This window comes from Rhodococcus sp. Chr-9, from assembly GCF_000801125.1.
Classification (GTDB): domain Bacteria; phylum Actinomycetota; class Actinomycetes; order Mycobacteriales; family Mycobacteriaceae; genus Rhodococcus; species Rhodococcus pyridinivorans.
The window spans coordinates 166681-185956 of record NZ_JTIZ01000076.1; the positions used below are offsets into that span (position 1 = coordinate 166681).

Annotated in this window: 16 protein-coding genes, 1 pseudogene and 1 riboswitch; of the genes and pseudogenes, 8 read left to right on the forward strand and 9 right to left on the reverse strand. The window is 68.6% G+C overall.

Annotated features, from left to right (window positions below):
- Positions 1-28: 28 nt before the first annotated feature.
- Entirely contained in the window at positions 29-1954 is a 1926-nt protein-coding gene (gene asnB, locus QR64_RS10765; RefSeq protein ID WP_006554398.1) for an asparagine synthase (glutamine-hydrolyzing), read from the reverse strand.
- 353 nt (positions 1955-2307) lie between these two features.
- Between asnB and QR64_RS10770 the strand changes: the two genes are divergently transcribed.
- Together QR64_RS10770 and QR64_RS10775 are read left to right on the forward strand one after the other, a co-directional pair.
- Positions 2308-3384 carry a cytochrome c oxidase subunit II gene (locus tag QR64_RS10770; RefSeq protein WP_006554397.1) on the forward strand — a complete coding sequence of 359 codons (1077 nt, stop codon included), beginning with the start codon at positions 2308-2310 and terminating at the stop codon, positions 3382-3384.
- Positions 3385-3417: 33 nt separating this feature from the next.
- The gene (locus tag QR64_RS10775) at positions 3418-3834 is read left to right on the forward strand and encodes a cytochrome c oxidase subunit 4 (protein WP_006554396.1); all 417 of its coding nucleotides are present in this window, start codon (positions 3418-3420) and stop codon (positions 3832-3834) included.
- 96 nt (positions 3835-3930) lie between these two features.
- Here the strand turns inward: QR64_RS10775 and QR64_RS10780 are convergent, their stop codons facing one another.
- The 6 genes from QR64_RS10780 to QR64_RS10805 form a co-directional block, all read right to left on the reverse strand.
- Entirely contained in the window at positions 3931-4941 is a 1011-nt protein-coding gene (locus QR64_RS10780) for a MerR family transcriptional regulator (protein ID WP_039585174.1), read from the reverse strand.
- A gap of 4 nt (positions 4942-4945) precedes the next feature.
- Positions 4946-5629 carry a HEAT repeat domain-containing protein gene (locus QR64_RS10785; RefSeq protein ID WP_052040080.1) on the reverse strand — a complete coding sequence of 228 codons (684 nt, stop codon included), beginning with the start codon at positions 5627-5629 and terminating at the stop codon, positions 4946-4948.
- 151 nt (positions 5630-5780) lie between these two features.
- Complete coding sequence (locus QR64_RS10790; RefSeq protein ID WP_024101297.1) at positions 5781-7442, reverse strand: cytochrome b; 1662 nt, start codon at positions 7440-7442, stop codon at positions 5781-5783.
- The gene (locus QR64_RS10795; RefSeq protein WP_006550010.1) at positions 7439-8566 is read right to left on the reverse strand and encodes a ubiquinol-cytochrome c reductase iron-sulfur subunit; all 1128 of its coding nucleotides are present in this window, start codon (positions 8564-8566) and stop codon (positions 7439-7441) included. The genes QR64_RS10790 and QR64_RS10795 overlap by 4 nt, the downstream gene beginning before the upstream one ends.
- Positions 8563-9399: a c-type cytochrome gene (locus tag QR64_RS10800; protein WP_183079267.1), complete on the reverse strand. Its 837-nt coding sequence runs from the start codon at positions 9397-9399 to the stop codon at positions 8563-8565. Before QR64_RS10800 ends, QR64_RS10795 begins: the two co-directional genes overlap by 4 nt.
- A gap of 100 nt (positions 9400-9499) precedes the next feature.
- Complete coding sequence (locus QR64_RS10805) at positions 9500-10114, reverse strand: heme-copper oxidase subunit III (RefSeq protein ID WP_006550008.1); 615 nt, start codon at positions 10112-10114, stop codon at positions 9500-9502.
- Positions 10115-10288: 174 nt separating this feature from the next.
- On the opposite strand from QR64_RS10805, the gene QR64_RS10810 reads away from it, so the two are divergent.
- Both QR64_RS10810 and trpD read left to right on the forward strand, forming a co-directional pair.
- Entirely contained in the window at positions 10289-10744 is a 456-nt protein-coding gene (locus tag QR64_RS10810) for a hypothetical protein (RefSeq protein ID WP_039585175.1), read from the forward strand.
- Between the two features lie 63 nt (positions 10745-10807).
- The gene (trpD, locus tag QR64_RS10815; protein WP_019289774.1) at positions 10808-11887 is read left to right on the forward strand and encodes an anthranilate phosphoribosyltransferase; all 1080 of its coding nucleotides are present in this window, start codon (positions 10808-10810) and stop codon (positions 11885-11887) included.
- 82 nt (positions 11888-11969) lie between these two features.
- On the opposite strand, the pseudogene QR64_RS10820 reads toward trpD, so the two are convergent.
- Positions 11970-12230: pseudogene (locus tag QR64_RS10820) on the reverse strand (Lrp/AsnC family transcriptional regulator); the annotation flags it as partial.
- Positions 12231-12262: 32 nt separating this feature from the next.
- On the reverse strand, positions 12263-14011 hold the full coding sequence (locus QR64_RS10825; protein WP_033097588.1) for a DEDD exonuclease domain-containing protein: 1749 nt from the start codon (positions 14009-14011) through the stop codon (positions 12263-12265).
- 449 nt (positions 14012-14460) lie between these two features.
- Positions 14461-14625: riboswitch (cyclic di-AMP (ydaO/yuaA leader) on the forward strand.
- 15 nt (positions 14626-14640) lie between these two features.
- Between QR64_RS10825 and QR64_RS10830 the strand changes: the two genes are divergently transcribed.
- The 4 genes from QR64_RS10830 (at position 14641) to QR64_RS10845 (ending at position 19240) form a co-directional block, all read left to right on the forward strand.
- Positions 14641-15222, forward strand: a complete 582-nt coding sequence (locus tag QR64_RS10830; protein ID WP_024101293.1) for a C40 family peptidase — start codon at positions 14641-14643, stop codon at positions 15220-15222.
- A 298-nt stretch (positions 15223-15520) separates the two neighbouring features.
- Entirely contained in the window at positions 15521-16564 is a 1044-nt protein-coding gene (locus QR64_RS10835) for an NlpC/P60 family protein (RefSeq protein ID WP_006554173.1), read from the forward strand.
- A 76-nt stretch (positions 16565-16640) separates the two neighbouring features.
- Positions 16641-17981, forward strand: coding sequence for a membrane protein (locus tag QR64_RS10840; protein WP_039585176.1), 1341 nt, complete (start codon positions 16641-16643; stop codon positions 17979-17981).
- 89 nt (positions 17982-18070) lie between these two features.
- Positions 18071-19240, forward strand: a complete 1170-nt coding sequence (locus tag QR64_RS10845; RefSeq protein ID WP_006554171.1) for a glycosyltransferase family 4 protein — start codon at positions 18071-18073, stop codon at positions 19238-19240.
- The last annotated feature ends 36 nt before the right edge of the window (positions 19241-19276 follow it).

Here is a 19276-nt window from a genome sequence, read left to right on the forward strand (position 1 = left end):
TCGCGGCCGTCGCGTACGGGTCGGGTGATCAGATCTCGACCGGGTAGGCCGGCTCCTGGATCTGCGGCACGATGCGCTTCTCCACGAAGATGCCGTGCCAGACCATGAAGCACAGCACCGTCCACAGACGACGGCTGTGATCGATCGGGCCGGTCCGGTGCTCGTCGAGCATCTTCGCCACCGCGCCCTTGTCGAGCAGGTGATCGGTCTGCGACTCGGCGATCACCTCGTGCGCCCAGTCGAACAGCTCCGTGCCGGCCAGCCAGTGCCGCAGCGGCACCGGGAAGCCCAGCTTCGCGCGGTGCAGCACGTGTGGCGGGACGATGCCCTCCAGCGCCTGCCGCAGCGCATACTTCGTCGTCTGTTTCGTGATCTTCTGGTCCAGCGGAACCTGCGACGCCACCCGGAACACCTCGGAGTCCAGGAACGGCACGCGCAGCTCGAGCGAGTTGGCCATCGTCATCTTGTCGGCCTTGACGAGGATGTCGCCGCGCAGCCACGTGAACAGGTCGAGATGCTGCATCCGTGCCACCGGATCCCAGCCGGCAGACTGCGCGTAGATCGGGGCGGTGACGTCCTGGTGCGTCCATTCCGGACGGAAGTCGCGCAGCACCGAGCGCAGCTGCGCGTCGTTGAAGCTGCGGGCGTTGCCGTAGTAGCGCTCCTCGAGCGTCATCGAGCCACGGTGCAGCAGGCTCTTGCCTCGGGTGCCCTCGGGGATGCGCTCCGAAAGCTTCCCGGCAGCCCGGCGCAGCGCCGGCGGCAGGAACTCGAACGGACGCAGCGACAGCGGCTCGCGGTAGATCGTGTAACCGCCGAACAGCTCGTCGGCGCCCTCACCCGACAGCACGACCTTGACGTGCTTGCGGGCCTCCCGGGCGATGAACCACAGCGGCACGAGCGCCGGGTCGGCCACAGGGTCGTCGAGGTACCAGATGATCTCGGGGATCGCCGCGGCGAACTCGCTGGGGGAGACCACCCGCACCACGTGCCGGGCACCGATCGCGGCCGCCGACTCTGCGGCGACGTCGACCTCGGAGTAACCCTCCCGCTCGAAACCCGCGGTGAAGGTGATGAGCTTCGGGTTGTGGCGCATCGCCAGCGCGGCGATGGCCGTCGAATCGATGCCACCCGAGAGGAACGACCCGACGGTCACGTCGGCGCGCATGTGCTTGGCCACCGAGTCCTCGAGGGCCTCGGCGATCTCGCGGTAACGATCCTGTTCGCGGCCCGCCGCGAACGGCCGGACCGGGAAGGTGGGATGGAAGTATCGCGTGATCTCCGGCTCGGCGCCGGGCGTGATACGCGCGTAGCAGCCCGACTCGAGGCGGCGGATCCGCCGGTGCAGCGTCTCGGGCTCGGGAACGTACTGCAGCACCGTGTAGTGCTCGATCGCACGAGGATCGAGCTCGGTGTCGATGCCGATCACGTCGGCGAGCTCCAGCAGACTCTTCTTCTCGCTGCCGAAGGCGGTACCGCCGGTGCCGGTCGCGAGGAACAGCGGCTTGATGCCGAACGGGTCGCGAGCGACGAACAGCTCGCGGGTGTGCGTGTCCCAGATCGCGAAGGCGAACATACCCCGCAGGCGCTGGACCGCGCGCACTCCCCAGTGGTGGTAGGCCGCGACGATCGCCTCGCTGTCGCCCTCGGTCGCGAAGGAGGTACCGAACGTCTCGGTGAGCTCCTTGCGCAGTTCGAGATAGTTGTAGATCTCACCGTTGAAGGTCAGCGCGTAGCGGTCGGGCTGCTCCGGCGGGCCCCAGCGCAGCGGCTGGTGCGAGTGCGCGATGTCGATGATCGACAACCGGTTGAATCCGAAGACGAGGTCGGCGTCGTGCCAGGTGCCGTGCTCGTCGGGGCCGCGATGGCGCAGGCAGTGCATCGCGGAGTCCACCTTCGCGACGGCGTCGTCGCTGGTGCCGTCAGTGGTCAGAAACCCGAGCAATCCGCACACGCGTGGGTTACCTCATTCCGGTCGGGGGTGTCGCGAAGAACCCCGGTGGGTGCCCAGCGCGGGACACCGCACCGCGCATGACACCGGGAACTACCACTCGGGGTCCGGCGTTGGTTCTACCGAAGTATGCCGCAGACGGTCGACATCGGGCAGCCGCGCCCGGACGCCACCGACGATCACTCGCCCGACAGGAGAAAACCGACGTCACGAGCCGGGTCTTCCGGTCGAAACGCCCAGTCCGACACTTTCTTCGTGCCCCGGCGATGGATAGCGCCCGGGTTTGGTCTACGCTGCGTAGTAATTGGGCCGGCCCTCCGGGTGTGCCCTAGTGGAATTGCGGCGATCAGGAAGGCGTGAACGTGGCGCAAGGTCGGATCCTTCGGCGGTTCGGGCTCGCAGCATCACTCGGCATTGCAGCCTTGGTGCTGACCGGGTGCTCGAGCGAAGAAATCCTTCGTTTCGGCTGGCCGGAGGGCATCACTCCTCAGGCCGAGCGTATGCGTGAACTGTGGACGTGGTCGGTTGTCGCCGCCCTCGTCATGGGAATTCTCGTGTGGGCACTCACCTTCTGGGTGATCATTGCCTACCGGCGTCGGAAGGACGATCCGGAGTTCCCGCGTCAGACGGCATACAACGTGCCGCTCGAGCTGGCTTACACCGCGGCGCCGTTCGTCGCCGTGTGTGTCCTCTTCTACTTCACGGTCGTGGTGCAGAACTACGTCCTGGAGAAGGAAGACAACCCGAACGTCGTGGTCGACGTGACGGCGTTCCAGTGGAACTGGAAGTTCGGCTACCGGACGATCGATCTGCAGGACGGCACGGCCCCTTACAACGGTATCGACGAGGTCGCCGAGGCGGCAGTCGCACAGGAGCCGTTCGACCCGTCCACCGCGCACGGTGAATCGGGTGAGGAGCACGAGGCTCCGGGAGCGATCCACGGCAAGCCCGCCGAGGACCTGTCCTACCTGCACTACGACAAGATCGAGACGATCGGCACCAGCGAAGAGATTCCGGTGCTCGTTCTTCCCACCGGGAAGCGCATCGAGTTCCAGCTGGCGTCCTCCGACGTCATCCACGCCTTCTGGGTGCCGGAGTTCCTGTTCAAGCGCGACGTGAACCCGAACCCGCGTGAGAACAACTCCGATCCGGTCTTCCAGATCTCCGAGATCGAGCGTGAGGGCGCGTTCGTCGGCCGCTGCGCCGAGATGTGCGGCACCTACCACGCGATGATGAACTTCGAGGTCCGCGCGGTCAGCCCGGAGGACTTCGCCCGGTACATCGAGCTCCGCAAGCCGGTCGAGGACGGCGGCGAAGGCCTGTCGAACGCTCGTGCGCTCGAAGCCATCGGCCAGAGCCCGATCGCGACCTCGACGACTCCGTTCAAGACCGACCGCACGGATCGGTCGGCGACCGTCGCCGCAGGCGAGTGACGGCCACCCCCTCCGACAAGGACAAGTGCTGATATGAAGATCGAAGCCAAGCTCTTCGAGGTCGTGACGGTGTTCTTCGTGCTCGTCGCCATCGTGTACGGCGTGTTCACCGGGCTCTCGGACAAGGGCATCGAATGGGCCGGCCTCACGGCCATCGTCCTCTCCGCCGGTCTGACCCTGATCGTCGGAACGTACTTCCGCTTCGTTGCTCGTCGTCTCGACACCCGTCCCGAGGACTACGAGGACGCCGAGATCAGCGACGGTGCGGGCGACCTCGGTTTCTTCAGTGCGGGTAGCTATTGGCCGATCCTGCTCGCCGGCGCAGCAGCGTTCGCCGCCATCGCACTGGCCTTCTACCAGCCGTGGATGATCGTCCTCGCGGTCGCGCTCATCATCGCGGCAGCAGCCGGCCTGGTGTTCGAGTACCACATCGGACCCGAGAAGCACTGAGCCGGTACCCTCGACCACACGGGCGCCGCACCTTCGGGTGCGGCGCCTGCGTCGTTTCCGTCGTCGTTTCCGTCGTCGTTCTCGAGGTTCAGTTCTTCAGGGAGCCCGACGCGTGGTGAGGACGACCCTCGCGGTCGCTGCAACCGTACGATTCGGATCGTCGGTCAGAGCCTCGAGCGCGTCGTCGGCGGCCGACCCGGGGATCTCCGCGAGTGCCTGCGTGAGACGTAGCCGGACACCGGCATCGTCCGAGCCGCCGAGCGCGTGCTGCAGCAACCGCACGATCTCGGCGGACGACAGCGGCCGATCTGCGAGCAGGCCGAGTACCTCGGCGGCCTCGACGTCCGACCGGCCCTCCACGATCATCTCTACGAGCACGGGGACGGCCACGTCCACCCCTCGCGCCCCGAGCGTCAGAGCCGCCGTGGAACGTGCTTTGGGATCGGCGTCGTCGAGGGCCCCCTCCAGGAGCCTCGTCGATTCGGGCACACGGAGTTCCGCGAGTGTCGCGATCGCCCGTCGCCGCACCGGCACCTCGTCGGAGTGAAGGCCCTCCGCGAGTGCCGGCAGCGCAGCGTCGAATGCCTCCGCTGCTCGGGCGAGCGACCAGCGCAGCGCGCCGGCGACGAACGGATCCTCCTCTGACAGCGCCGCCCGGACCAGCGCTGCGACCGGCAGCGTCGTGTCCTCGTCCTGGGACAGGATCGCCTGCTGGCGGCGGGAGCCGGAATCGGATTCGAACGCGCGCAACAGCGCGACGAGGCGCAGGACGTCGTCCCAGCCGCTGGGGGAGGCCGAGTCGACGCCTTCGAGACGAGCGAGGAGTTCGGTCTCGGCGGCGATCCGTTCGCGCGTGTGCCGGATCAGCTCCTGCACCAGATCCGCCGGAGCGAAATCGGGTTCCCCCAGCGCACGTCCGACCTCGTTCAGAGACAGGCCGAGACTCCGGAGACTCTCCACGTGGAAGAGCCTCCTGAGGTCGTCCTCGGTGTACTCGCGGTAGCCGCCCGAGGTACGGCCAGTCGGCGTGACCAGCCCCAGGCGGTCGTAGTGCCGCAGCATGCGGCTGCTGACACCGGAGCGCCGCGAGACCTCACCGATCAGCACCGGCTCACTCCCGGATACCGTCCGCGCCGAGTGCGGCGACGCGTTTCGCCGACTCCACAGAGAGGACGAACGCGCTGTCGGGGTCGACGCGGATCCGTTCGGTGGCCTCCGCGTGAGCGCGGACGCGCGGGTCGGGGCTGTTCATCGCCGTGTCCAGGACCGGCGCCGCGGCCTCGTCGAGTGCCGCGAGAGCGCGACCGAGGCTCAGTTGTAGGTCGCGGTCGCCGCGGCCCAGTTCGGCGCCGAGAGCCGCAGCGAGGCCGCTTTCCGAGCCCGGTGGCACGAGAGCGACCGCCGCGCGCCACGCGCTGCGTGCCACCTCGTCGTGCTCGTCGTGGAGCATCCCCGAAACCTTCGGCCATGCGACGGGATCGCCGATCTTCGACAACGTGTGCAGGGCCTGACTGCGTGCCTGTGAGACATCCGAACCGAGCTCGGCGAGCAGACGCGGCACGGTCACCCCGGCCGGCAGACGGCACAGCGCCCAGGTCAGCATGTCGCGGACGAAGAAGTCCGGCTCCACCGCGCACCGGTCGACGAGAGCGGTCACCGTTTCGGGATCGGGTGCGGTACCCGACTCGAGTGCGGCGCGCAGACGCACGGAGGCGTCGTCGGCGGACAGGGCCTCGACGAGGCGGGTGGACAGGGCCTCGACGAGGCGGGTGGACGGGTCCTGATGTGTGCGCATGGGAGGCACCTCCTTCACGACCCATTCGAGCGCTTGTCACAGTGTCAAGGTCAAGACGTACGCTCCGGACGATATCCGGTGGGGGATGGGAGAACCCCCGAACGACGAACGGGGCCCCGGACCGTGATGGTCCGGGGCCCCGTTNTGCGGATCAGTGCTGCGACTTGTCGGGCAGCTGGGCTGCGCCGTCTCCGTTGCCGTGGACGCGCTCCTGGTACTCGCGGAGCGTGTTCCGCAGCTCGAGCTCGGCCTCGTGGTGGGCGGCCTCGAGAGCGGCGGCCTCGTCGGCCGGGTCCGGGCTCCACCAGCTGCCGGAGCCGGGCTTGCCGGCGGTGCCGAGCTTGTTCATCCGCTTCGGAACCGGGGCGGCCTGGTACTCCAGCGGGATCGGGTGGCCGTGCTCGTCCACCGGGCCGAGCGGCTGGTGGATCTCGATGTACTCGCCGGTCGGCAGGCGACGGACGATGCCCGTCTCGATGCCGTGCTCGAGCACCTGACGGTCGCTGCGCTGCAGACCCAGGCAGAACCGGTACGCGATGTAGTAGGCGAGCGGCGGGAGCAGGACGAGACCGATGCGGCCCATCCAGGTCGTCGCGTTGATCGAGATGTCGAACTTGTACGCGATGATGTCGTTGACACACATGATCGTGGCGACGGCGTAGAACGCCAGGGCCATGAACCCGATGCCGGTGCGGACCGGCACGTCGCGCGGACGCTGCAGCAGGTTGTGGTGTGCGTCGTCCTTCGTGAACTTCTTCTCGATCCACGGGTAGACCGTGAGCACGACGAACACCAGGCCCATGATCAGCGCGATCCAGAACGGCTGCGGGATCGTGTACCGGCCGAACAGGTACAGCTCCCAGGCGGGCCAGATACGGGCCATGCCGTCCGTCCACATCATGTAGATGTCGGGCTGCGAGCCGGCGGACACCTGCGACGGGTTGTACGGGCCGATGTTCCAGACCGGGTTGATCTGCAGCAGGCCGGACATCAGGGCGAGCACCGCGAAGGTCATCGCGAAGAAAGCACCCGACTTGACGGCGAAGACCGGGAGGATACGAACGCCGACGACGTTCTGCTCCGTGCGGCCGGGGCCGGGGAACTGCGTGTGCTTCTGGTACCAGACCAGCGCGAGGTGCGCGGCGATCAGGGCCAGGATGATGCCCGGGACGAGCAGCACGTGCAGGACGTAGAAGCGCGGGATGATCAGCTCACCCGGGAAGTCGCCACCGAAGATCGCCCAGTGCATCCACGAACCGATGATCGGGATCGAGAGCGTGATGCCCGAGAACGCGGCGCGGAGGCCGGTGCCCGAGAGCAGGTCGTCGGGGAGGGAGTAACCGAAGAAGCCTTCGAACATCGCCAGGATGAGCAGCAGCGAGCCGATCACCCAGTTGGCCTCACGCGGACGCCGGAACGCACCGGTGAAGAACACGCGCAGCAGGTGGACGACGATCGACGCTGCGAACATCAGTGCTGCCCAGTGGTGGATCTGTCGCACGAACAGACCACCGCGGACCTCGAAGGAGAGGTTCAGGGTCGTCTCGTAGGCGCGGGACATACCCACACCGCGCAGCGGCGTGTAGACGCCCTCGTAGATGACGTGCGCCATCGAGGGGTCGAAGAACAGGGTGAGGAAGATACCCGAGATCAACAGGATGACGAAGCTGTAGAGCGCGATCTCACCCAGGAGGAAGGACCAGTGGGTGGGGAACACCTTGTTGATCTGGCGGCGGATGCCCGCGGACAGGTGGTAGCGAGAATCGAGATTCTCGCCGATCTGTGCGGCGCGGGACGGGGTTGCAGTACTCACGGGCGACGCTCCCAGAATGCCGGGCCGAGTGCCTCGATGAAGTCACCGTTGGCGACCAGGAAGCCCTCTTCGTTCACTGTAATCGGAAGCTGCGGCAGTGCGCGAGCAGCGGGACCGAAAATCGGCTTGCCGTACTCCAGCGCATCGAACTGCGACTGGTGGCACGGGCACAGGATGCGGTGCGTCTGCTGCTCGTAGAGCGAGGTCGGGCAGCCGAGGTGCGTGCAGATCTTCGAGTACGCGAAGTAGTCGCCGTAGTTGAAGCTCTCCTGGCCCTTGCGCTTGACGACACGCTCGGTGTCCTCGGTGCGCAGGCGGATGAGCATGACGGCGTTGCGGATGCCGCGCAGGCTCTGCAGCAGAGCGTGGTCGTCACCGCGATCGGACTCGCGGAACGGGAACACCGTCTCCATACCGCCGGCGTCGAGGTCCTCCGGGCGCACCAGGACGATGTCCTGGGGGCGGCCGGTGTCGCGACGCAGGTAGATGGTCTCGCCGGGGTAGCGCGGAGTCCAGCCCGACACCCACAGCGACGACTGGTCACCCTCGGCCCACGGATTCTTGATCAGGCCGCCGAGCGGCATGATCAGACCGAGGCCGAGCGCGCCACCACCGAAGATCGCGGTGCGCTTGATCAGCTTACGGCGCGGCAGGGTGGACGTCTCGAGCGAGTCGGAGAGCTCGGCGACGATCGTCTTGCGATCGACCTCGGGCGAGCCGCCGTCGTGCCGATCCTGGATCGACACCTCCTCGGGGATGAACTTCTTGGTGAACTGCACCGCGCCCACGCCGATGCCGAGGATGGACAGACCCAGGGTCAGTCCGAGCATCGGGGTGTAGAGGCTGTACCAGCCGTAGTTCTCGTCGCCGATGCCCTGGTACTCCCATGGCCAGAACAGGTAGATCGCGATGAACGCGACACCCGCGATGCCCGCGAGGGCGAACCAGAAAGCGACGTTGCGCTCGGCCCGCTTCTCGGCACGCGTGCCTTCGACGGGCCAGCGATCCTTGCGGAACGCGACGTCGACGCCGTCGAGGTTCGTGCCGAGCGTGACGAGATCGTCCCGGCTCATCCGGTCGAGATCTTCGACCGTGTGCTTGTTCGGCGTTTCGCCGCCACTCATGACCTTGCTCCGATCCACAGTGCAGCGCCGACGACGGCGACCATGCCGACGACCCACATGGTCGGCCCTTCGGCACCGGGGCCGAAGCCGCCGAGCCCGTAGCCACCCGGGTCTCTCGTCTCACTGGCGGACTTGATGTACGCGATGATGTCCTTCTTCTCCTCGACCGTCAGCTGACGATCGGAGAACTTCGGCATGTTCTGGGGGCCGGTGAGCATCGCGGTGTAGATCTGCTGCTCGTTGGCCGGATCCAGGTTCGGTGCGAACTTGCCGGACGAGAGCGCGCCGCCGCGTCCGGTGAAGTTGTGGCAGGACGCGCAGTTCTGGCGGAAGAGCTCCGAACCGCGTCCGATGTCGTTGCCGCGCAGTGACGACTGGGCGATCTCGCCGTTCTCGTCGCGGATGACCGTCGGGCCTCCACCGTTGGCCTGGATGTACGCGCCGAGCGCGTCGGTCTGCGCAGCGTCGAACTTCGGGTCCTTGCGGAGGGCCTGGGCCTCGTTGCGCATCATCGGCATGCGGCCCGAGGAGACCTGGAAGTAGACGGCGGCCTCGCCGACACCGATGAGGCTGGGACCGCGGTCCTGGACGCCCTGAAGATTGACACCGTGGCAGGTCACGCAGGAGGTCTCGTAGAGCTGCTGACCCTCGCGGATCAGAGCGCTCTGGTCGTCCTGCGCTGTAGCCACCTGCGGGGCAGGTGTCAGTGCGGAGGCGATGAAGCCTGCGCTGAGGAGACCGAGCGCAAGGACCAACGCTCCGGTGACGCGCCGGCGCATCTTGCGCTGGCGGCGGGACTTCGCAGCATCGGCTGCAGAGGATCGACCGGGCATGTCACCCTCGGAGGCGAGAGGTGGGGATGAACTCATCTGTATCCCTTTTTTTATGTCGGGACGGACTGGACGTCAGGGGGCTGCCTGGGCGTTCAGCTGGCTAACGGATGAAATAAATCGTGGCAAACAGCGCGATCCAAACGATGTCGACGAAGTGCCAGTAATACGAAACGACGATGGCCGCAGTGGCCTGCGCAGGCGTGAACTTGCTGACCTTCGTGCGGAACAGCAGGAACACGAATGCGATGAGGCCGCCGATGACGTGCAGGCCGTGGAAACCGGTGGTCATGTAGAACACCGAGCCGTACACGCTGCCGGGGATGGTCGTGCCGTCCTTCACCAGGGTGATGTACTCGTAGCCCTGACCGAGCACGAAGAAGGTGCCCATGCCGAGGGTGATGATGTACCACCGTCGCAGGCCGAAGACGTCGCCGCGCTCGGCGGCGAAGACGCCCAGCTGGCAGGTGAAGGAAGAAGCGATCAGCACCATGGTGATCGGTACCGCCAACCACAGGTTCAAGTGGGTGGGCGGGGGCGGCCACATGCCCTCCGGGGCCTGTGCCCGTGCCACGAAGTACATGGCGAAGAGCCCTGCGAAAAACATGAGCTCACTGGACAACCACACGATGGTGCCGACGCTGACCAGGTTGGGCCGGTTCAACGAGTGCACGCGCTGTGTGATTGCAGATCCTGAAGTCCCTACTGCGCTCGTCACGCTGGCTAGTATGACCCGTCGTAGTACGTCTTGGGCAATCGGGGCCGAAATCGGCGCGTCCGTGCAGGTCCCGGACCTGTATTTCTCCAGGTGGGCACTCGGTGGCGGGTGCTCGGAGGGGTGTCACACGGGACATTTCGGAGGGTCGCGGAGGTCACGTGCGATCGTGGTGACATGAGTACCGGAAAGGGTGTTCGGGGGTGGCTGCGGTCCCTGATCGGTCGGCGCAGCGAACCGCTCGACGCGAACCGGCCCGACCTGGTCGTGGTCGTCTCGTCCTTCGACGACGCGGAGGCGTGTTCGACGGCGCTCGAGCGTGCCGCCGAGGCGACACCTGTGTGGCAGGCCGAGGACGAGGCGGTTCTGCGGCACCACCTCGCCCTGCCCGCCGACAGGGTGGACCGGGCGGCGGAACTGGCCGGGCAGGACGGCTACGTCGTGGCCGGGACCGGCGACGGGAACGTCCCAGCCGCGGCCGTCGCGGGCGCCTCGGTGATCCTGCAGCGCGTGCAGGTCCTCGATGCACTGCACTGTGCGCAGGAGAAGTCGCGCATGGCCTCGCTTGCCCAGCGGCTCGGTGGAACGGCCGTGGGATGGGACGCTCTGCAACCGCAGGATTCCGCTGGCTAAGCTGACCGGTCGGAGGGCACGCCGGTGCCCGGTGAGGAGCGAGATGCGGCGAGGGCAGGTGCGATGAACGCGACGCGAGACGCGGACGAGGTGACGCAGAACTGGCCCTCCGTCCTGGGAGTGCTCACGGCCGGGCAGAACCTGTCCGCCGCGGAGGCGCGATGGGCGATGAGCGAGATCTTCTCCGACAACGCCACTCCCGCTCAGATCGCGGCCTTCGGTGTCGCTCTGAAGATGAAGGGCGAGACACCCGAGGAGGTGCGGGCACTCGCCGACACGATGCTCGACTACGCCCGGTTGGTCCCGGTCGACGGTGACGTGGTCGACGTCGTGGGCACCGGTGGCGACCGGGCGAACACCGTCAACATCTCCACGATGGCCTCGCTGGTCGTCGCCGCAGCGGGTATTCGCGTGGTCAAACACGGCAACCGCGCCGCCTCGTCCAAGAGCGGCGGCGCCGACGTGCTCGAAGCGCTCGGAGTGCACATCGATCTCGGACCCGACGAGGTGGCCCGCTCGGTCGCCGAGGCCGGGATCGGATTCTGCTTCGCGCCGGTCTACCACCCGGCGCTGCGTTTCGCGGCCGCACCGCGCAAGCAGATCGGCATCCCGACGGTCTTCAACGTCCTCGGCCCGCTCACCAATCCGGCCCGCCCGAGCGCCGGCCTGATCGGGTGCGCCTTCGAACCGCTCGTCCCGACCGTCGCCGGTGTGCTCGCGCAGCGCGGCAATTCGGCGCTCGTCGTCCGAGGCGACGACGGTCTCGACGAACTGACCACCTCCACGACCTCGCGCGTGCACGTCGTCCACGGCGGCGAGGTCCGGGTCGTGACGCTCGATCCGCGCGATCTCGGTATCGAACGGGTTCCGCTCGAGGCACTCCGCGGAGGCGACGCCACGGAGAACGCGGCGATCGCGCGGGCGATGCTGGCGGGGGAGACAGGGCCGGTGCGCGATGCCGTGCTCCTCAACGCCGCCGGGGCAATCGCGGCTTTCCGGGGCGTCGACGGCGTTCTCGAGGATGCCCTCACGGCCGGGCTCGAGACGGCGGCAGAGGCGATCGACAGCGGCCGGGCCACGGCCGTCCTGGAGCAGTGGGCCGAGGTCACCACGCGGCTGGGTGCCGGTTCCGGACACAAATGACCGGAGAAGAATAAGGACACACGAACGACGGGCCCGCACTGCATCGGTGCGGGCCCGGCGGTCGTCGGTGGTGCTGCGGGGNGAAACCGGCCTCGACGTCGGCGCTCGAGTACGACTGGAATGCGATGTGGGTGACGGTCTTCGTCACGCCGTCGATCTTGTTGATGCCCCGGGTGACGACCTCCGCGATCTTCTCGTGGTCGCGGACCCGGACCACGGCCACGAGGTCGACGTCGCCCGCGCAGGAGTACACCGTGTCGACACCGTCGAGGTCGGCCACCGCTTGCGCGGTCTCGGGGATACGGTTCGCCTCGGCATCGATCAGGACGATCGCGTTGATCATGGGGTCTCCTTCAACCTTCCTCGGGGATTGCATCAGCCTAAGCGGTGCGGGTCGTCGGCGGAGAGGAGCCTGCGGACCGCGCGGGCGTCGCGGGCGAGCTCGGCCCACGTGCTCCACCGGCCCGCACCCCGTGTCGGTTCGCACCAGCCCTCGCTCGCCCGGACGATGCGGATGCCCTCGCCGTCGAGCCAACGTGCGACCAGACCGATCTCCTCCGGGGACGCGCCCCGGAGCGGGCCGGGTGACGGCCGCACCGTCTCGGCCGCGGCGACGATCGCCTCGACGACGGGCATCGGGCGCACACCGCGCGGTGCCACTCCGGCGGACGCGAGACGACCGGCGCGCACGACGGCGAACTCCCACCCGCCCTCGGCCCGCGGTCGCGCGGCGACGAGTTCGTCGACGGCCGCCAGCGCCGCGAGGCGTTGCGTGCGCCGCAGCGCGACGAGGGCGGCGGCGAGGCGGTCGCGGAGGCGGGCGGCGTTCTCGAACAGCTGGTCGCGCACGAGGGCGTCGAGTCGCTGCTGCGCCGATTCGACGGCGTCGTCGGCGGTTCCGCGGACGACCGCGCGCGCACGCTCGACCTGGGCTGCGTAGGCGGAGGCGTCCTGGACCCCGAAGGCGGCTGCGGCGCAGCCCCCGACCGCGACGGGCGGGCAGCGGTCGCCGTGGCGGGCCGTACGGCCGATCCTGCGCGTGCACGTGCGCAGACCGCACATCTCCGCGAGCAGTGCCGCGACATCCGCGGCGTCGGCGCGCACCGAGAACGGGCCGACCGAGTCGGGTCCGGGGGTGCGGCTCACGGCGAGGCGCGGGAACGCCTCGTCGGTGAGGATGATCCACCAACCGCGCATCGGATATTTCGACCGGCGGTTGTAGGGAGGGGTGTGGGCCGCGATCAACCGGAGTTCGCGGACGCCGGCCTCGAGCCCGTGGGCGCATTCGACGTGATCGATGCGTGTGGTGAGCGCGACCATCTCGCGCAACCGCGGTCGCGTCTCGGAGCCCGTGAAATAGGTACGGACACGCCGGTGCAGGTCGACCGCCGTGCCGACGTACAGCACCTCGTCCGACGGGCCGCGGAACATGTAGACACCCGGTTTGCGCGGCAGATGCGCGGCGAGTGCGCGTTTGGCCCTCTGCTCGGCGGTGACCACCGGCATATAGTCGCGCAGTTCGGTGAGGCTGTGGACGCCCTGGTTGCCGACCCGTTCGATGAGGGCGTGCAGGACGTCCACGGTGGCGCGTGCGTCGTCCAGGGCGCGGTGGGTGGGCACGGTGGAGACCCGGAACAGTTCGGCCAGCGCGGACAGCTTCACCGACGGCGCTTCGTCGCGTCCGAGGACGCGGCGGGCCAGCTTGACGGTGCACAGCACCTGGAAGCGGGGCCACGCGAGTTCGCACTGCGCCGTGGCCGCCTCGAGGAAGCCGACGTCGAATCCGGCGTTGTGTGCGACGAGCACCGCTCCGGACGCGAATTCCAGGAAGGCGGGCAGCACCTCCTCGACCTTGGGCGCCGCATAGACCATCGCGGTGGTGATGCCGGTGAGCTGCACGATGTACGGGGGGATGGGTCGCCCCGGATCGACGAGGGTCGCGAACTCGCCGAGCACCTCGCCCCCGCGGATCTTCACCGCGCCGATCTCTGTGATGGCGTCCTCGGCTGCCTTCCCGCCGGTCGTCTCGAGGTCGACGACGACGAAGGTGGTCTCGCGCAGCGGAGTGTCGAGCTCGTCGAAACCGAGTTGCACGCCGAGGGCGGATGGTTGCGGCGAGGTCATGCGGCAGAGCCTAGGAAGCGTCACCGACACGCCGTCGAGCGGGCTTCGGAGCGGGGTTCGGAGCACGGGGAGACGAGGATCACACTGCGTTCTTTTCGGCTCGATGAAGGGTAAACGGAGACCGGAGAACAGACCGATCGGCCTCCGGGAACGACAATCCGGCGAATCGGGCGCATCGCCTCGTCGACGGTCGATGAGTCAGCGTGCCCTGACCTGGTTCTTCCGGAAGGAACTCGGGTGAAACGGGCGCCGGGCCTCTCCCGAGCGGAGGCGCGCCGGACAGTGGCCGTTACCGCGCCGTTATCGGACCGTTGCCCCGCGACGGCATTCCTCCAGGGGTGGGCCGAGAAGGTCGGGTCGCACGGCAAGGCGGTCGACTTCACCGATGCCGTTTCGTAATCTTTTCGAGACCGAGCGGAGAGTTTCCGCCCCACCCCCGGGTCGGAGCCGCACGGTTACCGCCTAATCGCTTCTCCCGTCTGCGGGAGCGGTGAGCCGGGGACCCACACGTAGTACTCGGGGTGAATCCCCTCCGCTGCTCGCGGGGAGGGGTAGGGCTGATCTTCCGGCCCGAACCCGTCAGCTAACTCGGTCGGCGGGTGAACGGAAGAAACGGAGAACGTCCCCTCGTGGTTTCGAACAACAGCACGCGCACCGTCCGGCGCGCACTCGTCGCCGGTGCCATTGCTCTCGGAGCAGTCACCGTCTCGGCCGGCCCGGCGATGGCCGAGCCGATCAACATTCCCGGTGTCGGAACGTTCGACCTCCCGGCCGGTGTGACCGTGCCGCCGGAGATCGCCAACATCGTTCCGCCGGCCCCCGAGGCCGCCCCCGCGCCTCAGTCCGGTTCCTTCACCGCCCCCTTCAGCTCTGTCGGCCAGCGCGCTGCCGACGCCGCGCAGTCGAAGATCGGTGCCCCCTACGTCTACGGCGCTGCCGGCCCGAGCTCCTTCGACTGCTCGGGTCTCGTGCAGTGGGCCTACAAGCAGGCCGGTCTGAGCGTCCCGCGCACCAGCTACGAGCAGGCCTCCGCCGGTGCCCCGGTGGACGTCGCGGCTCTGCAGCCCGGGGACGTCGTGTCGTTCTACGGCGGCAGCCACACCGGCATCTACATCGGCGGCGGCAACATCGTGCACGCCTCCACCTCGAGCCAGCCGGTCAAGATCGCACCGCTGAACTCGATGCCCGTCGACGGCGCCCGTCGCTTCTGATCGGTCGGCGCCCGTCGCTTCTGATCGGTCGGCGCCCGTCGCTTCCGATCGGGCTGAGCACCCCCGCTCCAGCGCCGACGCACTGCCCGAGGAGGGTGGGTCCGGTACGTACCGGACCCACCCTCCTCGTGTGTCTGCACGTCCTTTCCGATGCAGGAACTGCTTGCACAAACGGCCGCTGCGTGGGAGGGCTACTCGCAGGTAGACACAAACCTATGCAATTCCGTAACCTGATCGAGACCTTTGGGAAAGGATGCGAGCCCACGTGGTTTCCGACAGGACGAAGCACCTCGTACGAGTGCAGGACAGGCGACGGACCGGCCGTCCGGCGCTCGTCGTAGCCCTCGTGATGATGGTCCTCGGTTTCACCCTGGCGCCGGCGACGGCGCAACCCGCAGGGGAGAGCCCGGCAGCACGCCTCGAGCACCTCGCGGATCTGTCGCGTCGCAGCGAACAGGCCACCGAGGCGTTGCACGCCGCCGGGGCGGATCTCGAAGCGAAGGTCGCTGCGCAGCACGAGGCCGAGGTGCGTGCCGGCCAGGCCGACGACGCGCTCGGCGCCGCTCGCGCCGAGATCGCCCGCTTCAAGCCCACCGTCGACAAGCTCGCGCGGGCCAACTACCGCGGTGCGCGCACCAACCGGCTGTTCGCCGTCATGGTGAGCGACTCGCCCCAGCAAATGCTCGACCAGATGGTCCTGCTCGACGTCCTGGGCGAGCAGACCTCGCGTGAGGTCGAGGGCTTCCGGGCGGCCACCGCCGCTGCGGCCGAGGCGGCCGTCGCCGCGCAGCATGCCGCCGACGAGGCGCGTGCCGCCGCCGAGCAGGCCCAGACCCTCCGCGACGAACTCCAGCGGCGACAGGCCGAACTCGAGGAGCAGATCGAAGGGGTCCTGAACGCCTTCGAGGCGCTGAGCGACGCGGAGAAGGCCGAACTCGCCGGCACTCCCTTCCCTCCGGGCCTCGACGCCGAGAAGATCCTGCAGCACCTCGTCCCCGGCAGCAACGGCGCCGCGCTCCGCGCCGCCCTGTCGCGGATCGGCTCGCCGTACGTGTGGGGCGCGACCGGCCCCGACCAGTTCGACTGCTCGGGACTCATGGTGTGGGCGTACAACCAGGTCGGCAAATCACTGCCCCGGTCGAGTCAGGCCCAGGCGCAGGGCGGCATCCCCGTCTCCCGCGACAATCTGCAGCCCGGCGACCTCGTGATCTTCTACGACGACGCCTCCCACGTCGGCATGTACGTCGGCGATGGCAACATGGTGCACGCGTCGACCTTCGGTGTGCCGGTGAAGGTGCAGTCGATCGATCGCTTCCCGTTCCACAGCGCCCGGCGGTACTGACCGGGTAGAGGCGGGATCGCAGCCGGTGGGCGAGGGCGTACGGGACCACCCTCGGACACCGACCTAGACTGACGCGGTGCCCGCGCGATCGTCCTTCACCGCCGGTACCCGCAAGTGGGAACGTCTCGGCCTGGCCGGACTCGTGGTCGCGCTGGTCACGGCAGGACTGCTGCTGGCCGTCGACCCGGTGGACACCGACGACGCCGACAGTCGGGTACGGGCCGAACTGCAGGTCGTGCTCGACGACTGGGCGCACGCCGTCCGGACCGGCGACGACGGGTCCCTCGCGGAGTTGATCGACGACGCGTCTCCGGAACTCCTCGACGCCGAACGGGAGCGGATCGCGGCGATCTCCGCCGTTCCCCTCGCCGATCTCGGCTACGAACTCGCCTCCGAACCCGCGCTGCCCCTGCCGCCCGAGACGATCGCCCGGTTCGCGGCCGACGAGGTACGGGCGCACCGCGTCCACCTGCGGTACGCCGTGGACGGAATCGACGACATACCCACCCGGCGACCGGTGACCGTGCTGTTCGTCCACCGGCCGCAGGGCTGGCGGATCGCCGACGACGCACCCGATCTCGCCGGGGCGCAGACCGTCACCTGGCGAGGGCCCTGGGACCACGGCAGCCTCCACCTCGCGACCGCGCAGACCGAGGGTGGTCGCTCGCTCGTGATCGGACACCCGGACAACGCCGCCTTCGTCGACGACCTGGCAGGCGACCTGCCGTCGGTGGTCGAGGCTGTCGACGACCTTTGGGGCGATTCCTGGCCGCGACGCGCACTGGTGGTCGTGACGTCCTCACACGAAGAGTTCTCGCACCTCGTCGGGCCACGACACGACGGCGACGACATCGCGGCCGTCGCGGTCTCCGACGATGTCGACCACGAGCGCGGGATCGCCACCGGGCAGCGCATCGTCTTCAACCCGGCCGCGAGCGACCGGCTGGACGACACCTCCCGCCGGATCGTGCTCGCGCACGAGACGGTGCACGTCGCCGCACGCGCCGGCACCGTGGACGGCTCCCCGATGTGGGTCCTCGAGGGCTTCGCCGACTACGTCGGCCACCGCACGGCCGCGGAGGGCCTCGCCACCGGGCCGGTCGACGTGCAGCGGATCGCGCCGACGCTGACCCGGCAGGTACGGGCGTCGGGTGCACCGACGTCGCTGTCCGCCGACGGCGACTTCATCGGCGACCGGTCGACGCTCGCCTACGAGAGCTCCTGGTCGATCGCCGCGTACACCGCGGACCAGTTCGGACACGACACGCTCGTCTCCCTCTACCGCGCCCTCGCCGCGGGTCCCGTCACCGACGAACACCTCGACGACGTGCTCACAGACCTGCTCGGCGTCGACACCGCCGGCTTCGTGGGCGGTTGGGGTCGCTGGCTCGGAGAGCGCATCCGCGACATCCGCTGACCGGGACGGTCCGGGCCGGGCCCATCGGCACCGTCCGGAGCTCGGGACCCGTCGGCGCCTTCCCGTCGCGCTGCTTCTACGGTGGTCCCATGTCGCGGACCCTGCTGGTGACGAACGATTTCCCGCCCCGACCGGGGGGCATCCAGTCCTATCTGCACGCCTTCGCGAACCAGCTGCCGTCCGACGACCTGGTCGTCTACGCGCCGCGGTGGCGCGGCGACAGCCATGTGAAGTTCGACGCACGAGTCCCCTTCGAGGTCGTCCGTCATCCCACGACACTGATGCTGCCGACACCCGACGTCGCGCGACGGGCCACGCGGCTGCTCACCGAACACGACTGCGACACCGTCTGGTTCGGAGCGGCTGCACCGTTGGCGCTGCTGGCGCCCGTGCTGCGCCGCGCCGGCGCTCATCGCATCGTCGCCAGCACCCACGGCCACGAGGTGGGATGGTCGATGCTTCCCGCCGCCCGGCAGGCGCTGCGGCGGATCGGCGAGCACACCGACACCGTCACCTACGTCAGTCGTTACACGAGGGGGCGGTTCGCCTCGGCATTCGGCCCCGAAGCGGGTCTCGAACACCTGCCGTCCGGGGTGGACACCGACGTCTTCCGGCCGGATCCGGCGGCCCGCGCCGAACTGCGGGCACGTTACGGTCTCGGCGACCGGCCCACCGTGCTGTGTCTGTCGCGCCTGGTGCCGCGCAAGGGACAGGACGTGCTCATCCGCGCGCTGCCCGCGATCCGGAAGCGGATCGACGGTGCCGTCCTCGTCATCGTCGGCGGCGGACCGTACGAGTCGCGCCTGCGGGAGCTCGCGCGCCGCACGGATGTCGAGGAGCACGTCGTATTCACCGGCACCGTGCCGTCGGCCGAGCTCGCCGCGCACCACACCATCGCTGACGTGTTCGCGATGCCGTGCCGGACCCGCGGCGGCGGTCTCGACGTCGAGGGACTGGGCATCGTGTACCTCGAGGCGTCCGCGACCGGGGTGCCCGTCGTGGCAGGCCGGTCGGGTGGTGCCCCGGAAACGGTGCGCGACGGTCGCACCGGCTACGTCGTCGACGGCACCTCCGTCACAGCCGTCGCGACCGCGGTGTCCGGTGTCCTCGCCGATCCCGATCGTGCCGCCGCGATGGGCGCGGCCGGTCGAGAGTGGGTCTCCAGCGATTGGAGATGGGACGTCCTGGGCGCAAGATTGCGCGGTTATCTCGACGCCTCGGCGCCCCCGAACGAGACGGTGACGCCGTCGGCGGGGTGACCGGACGGGCCGCCGACGCGATATGTGAAGCTGTTC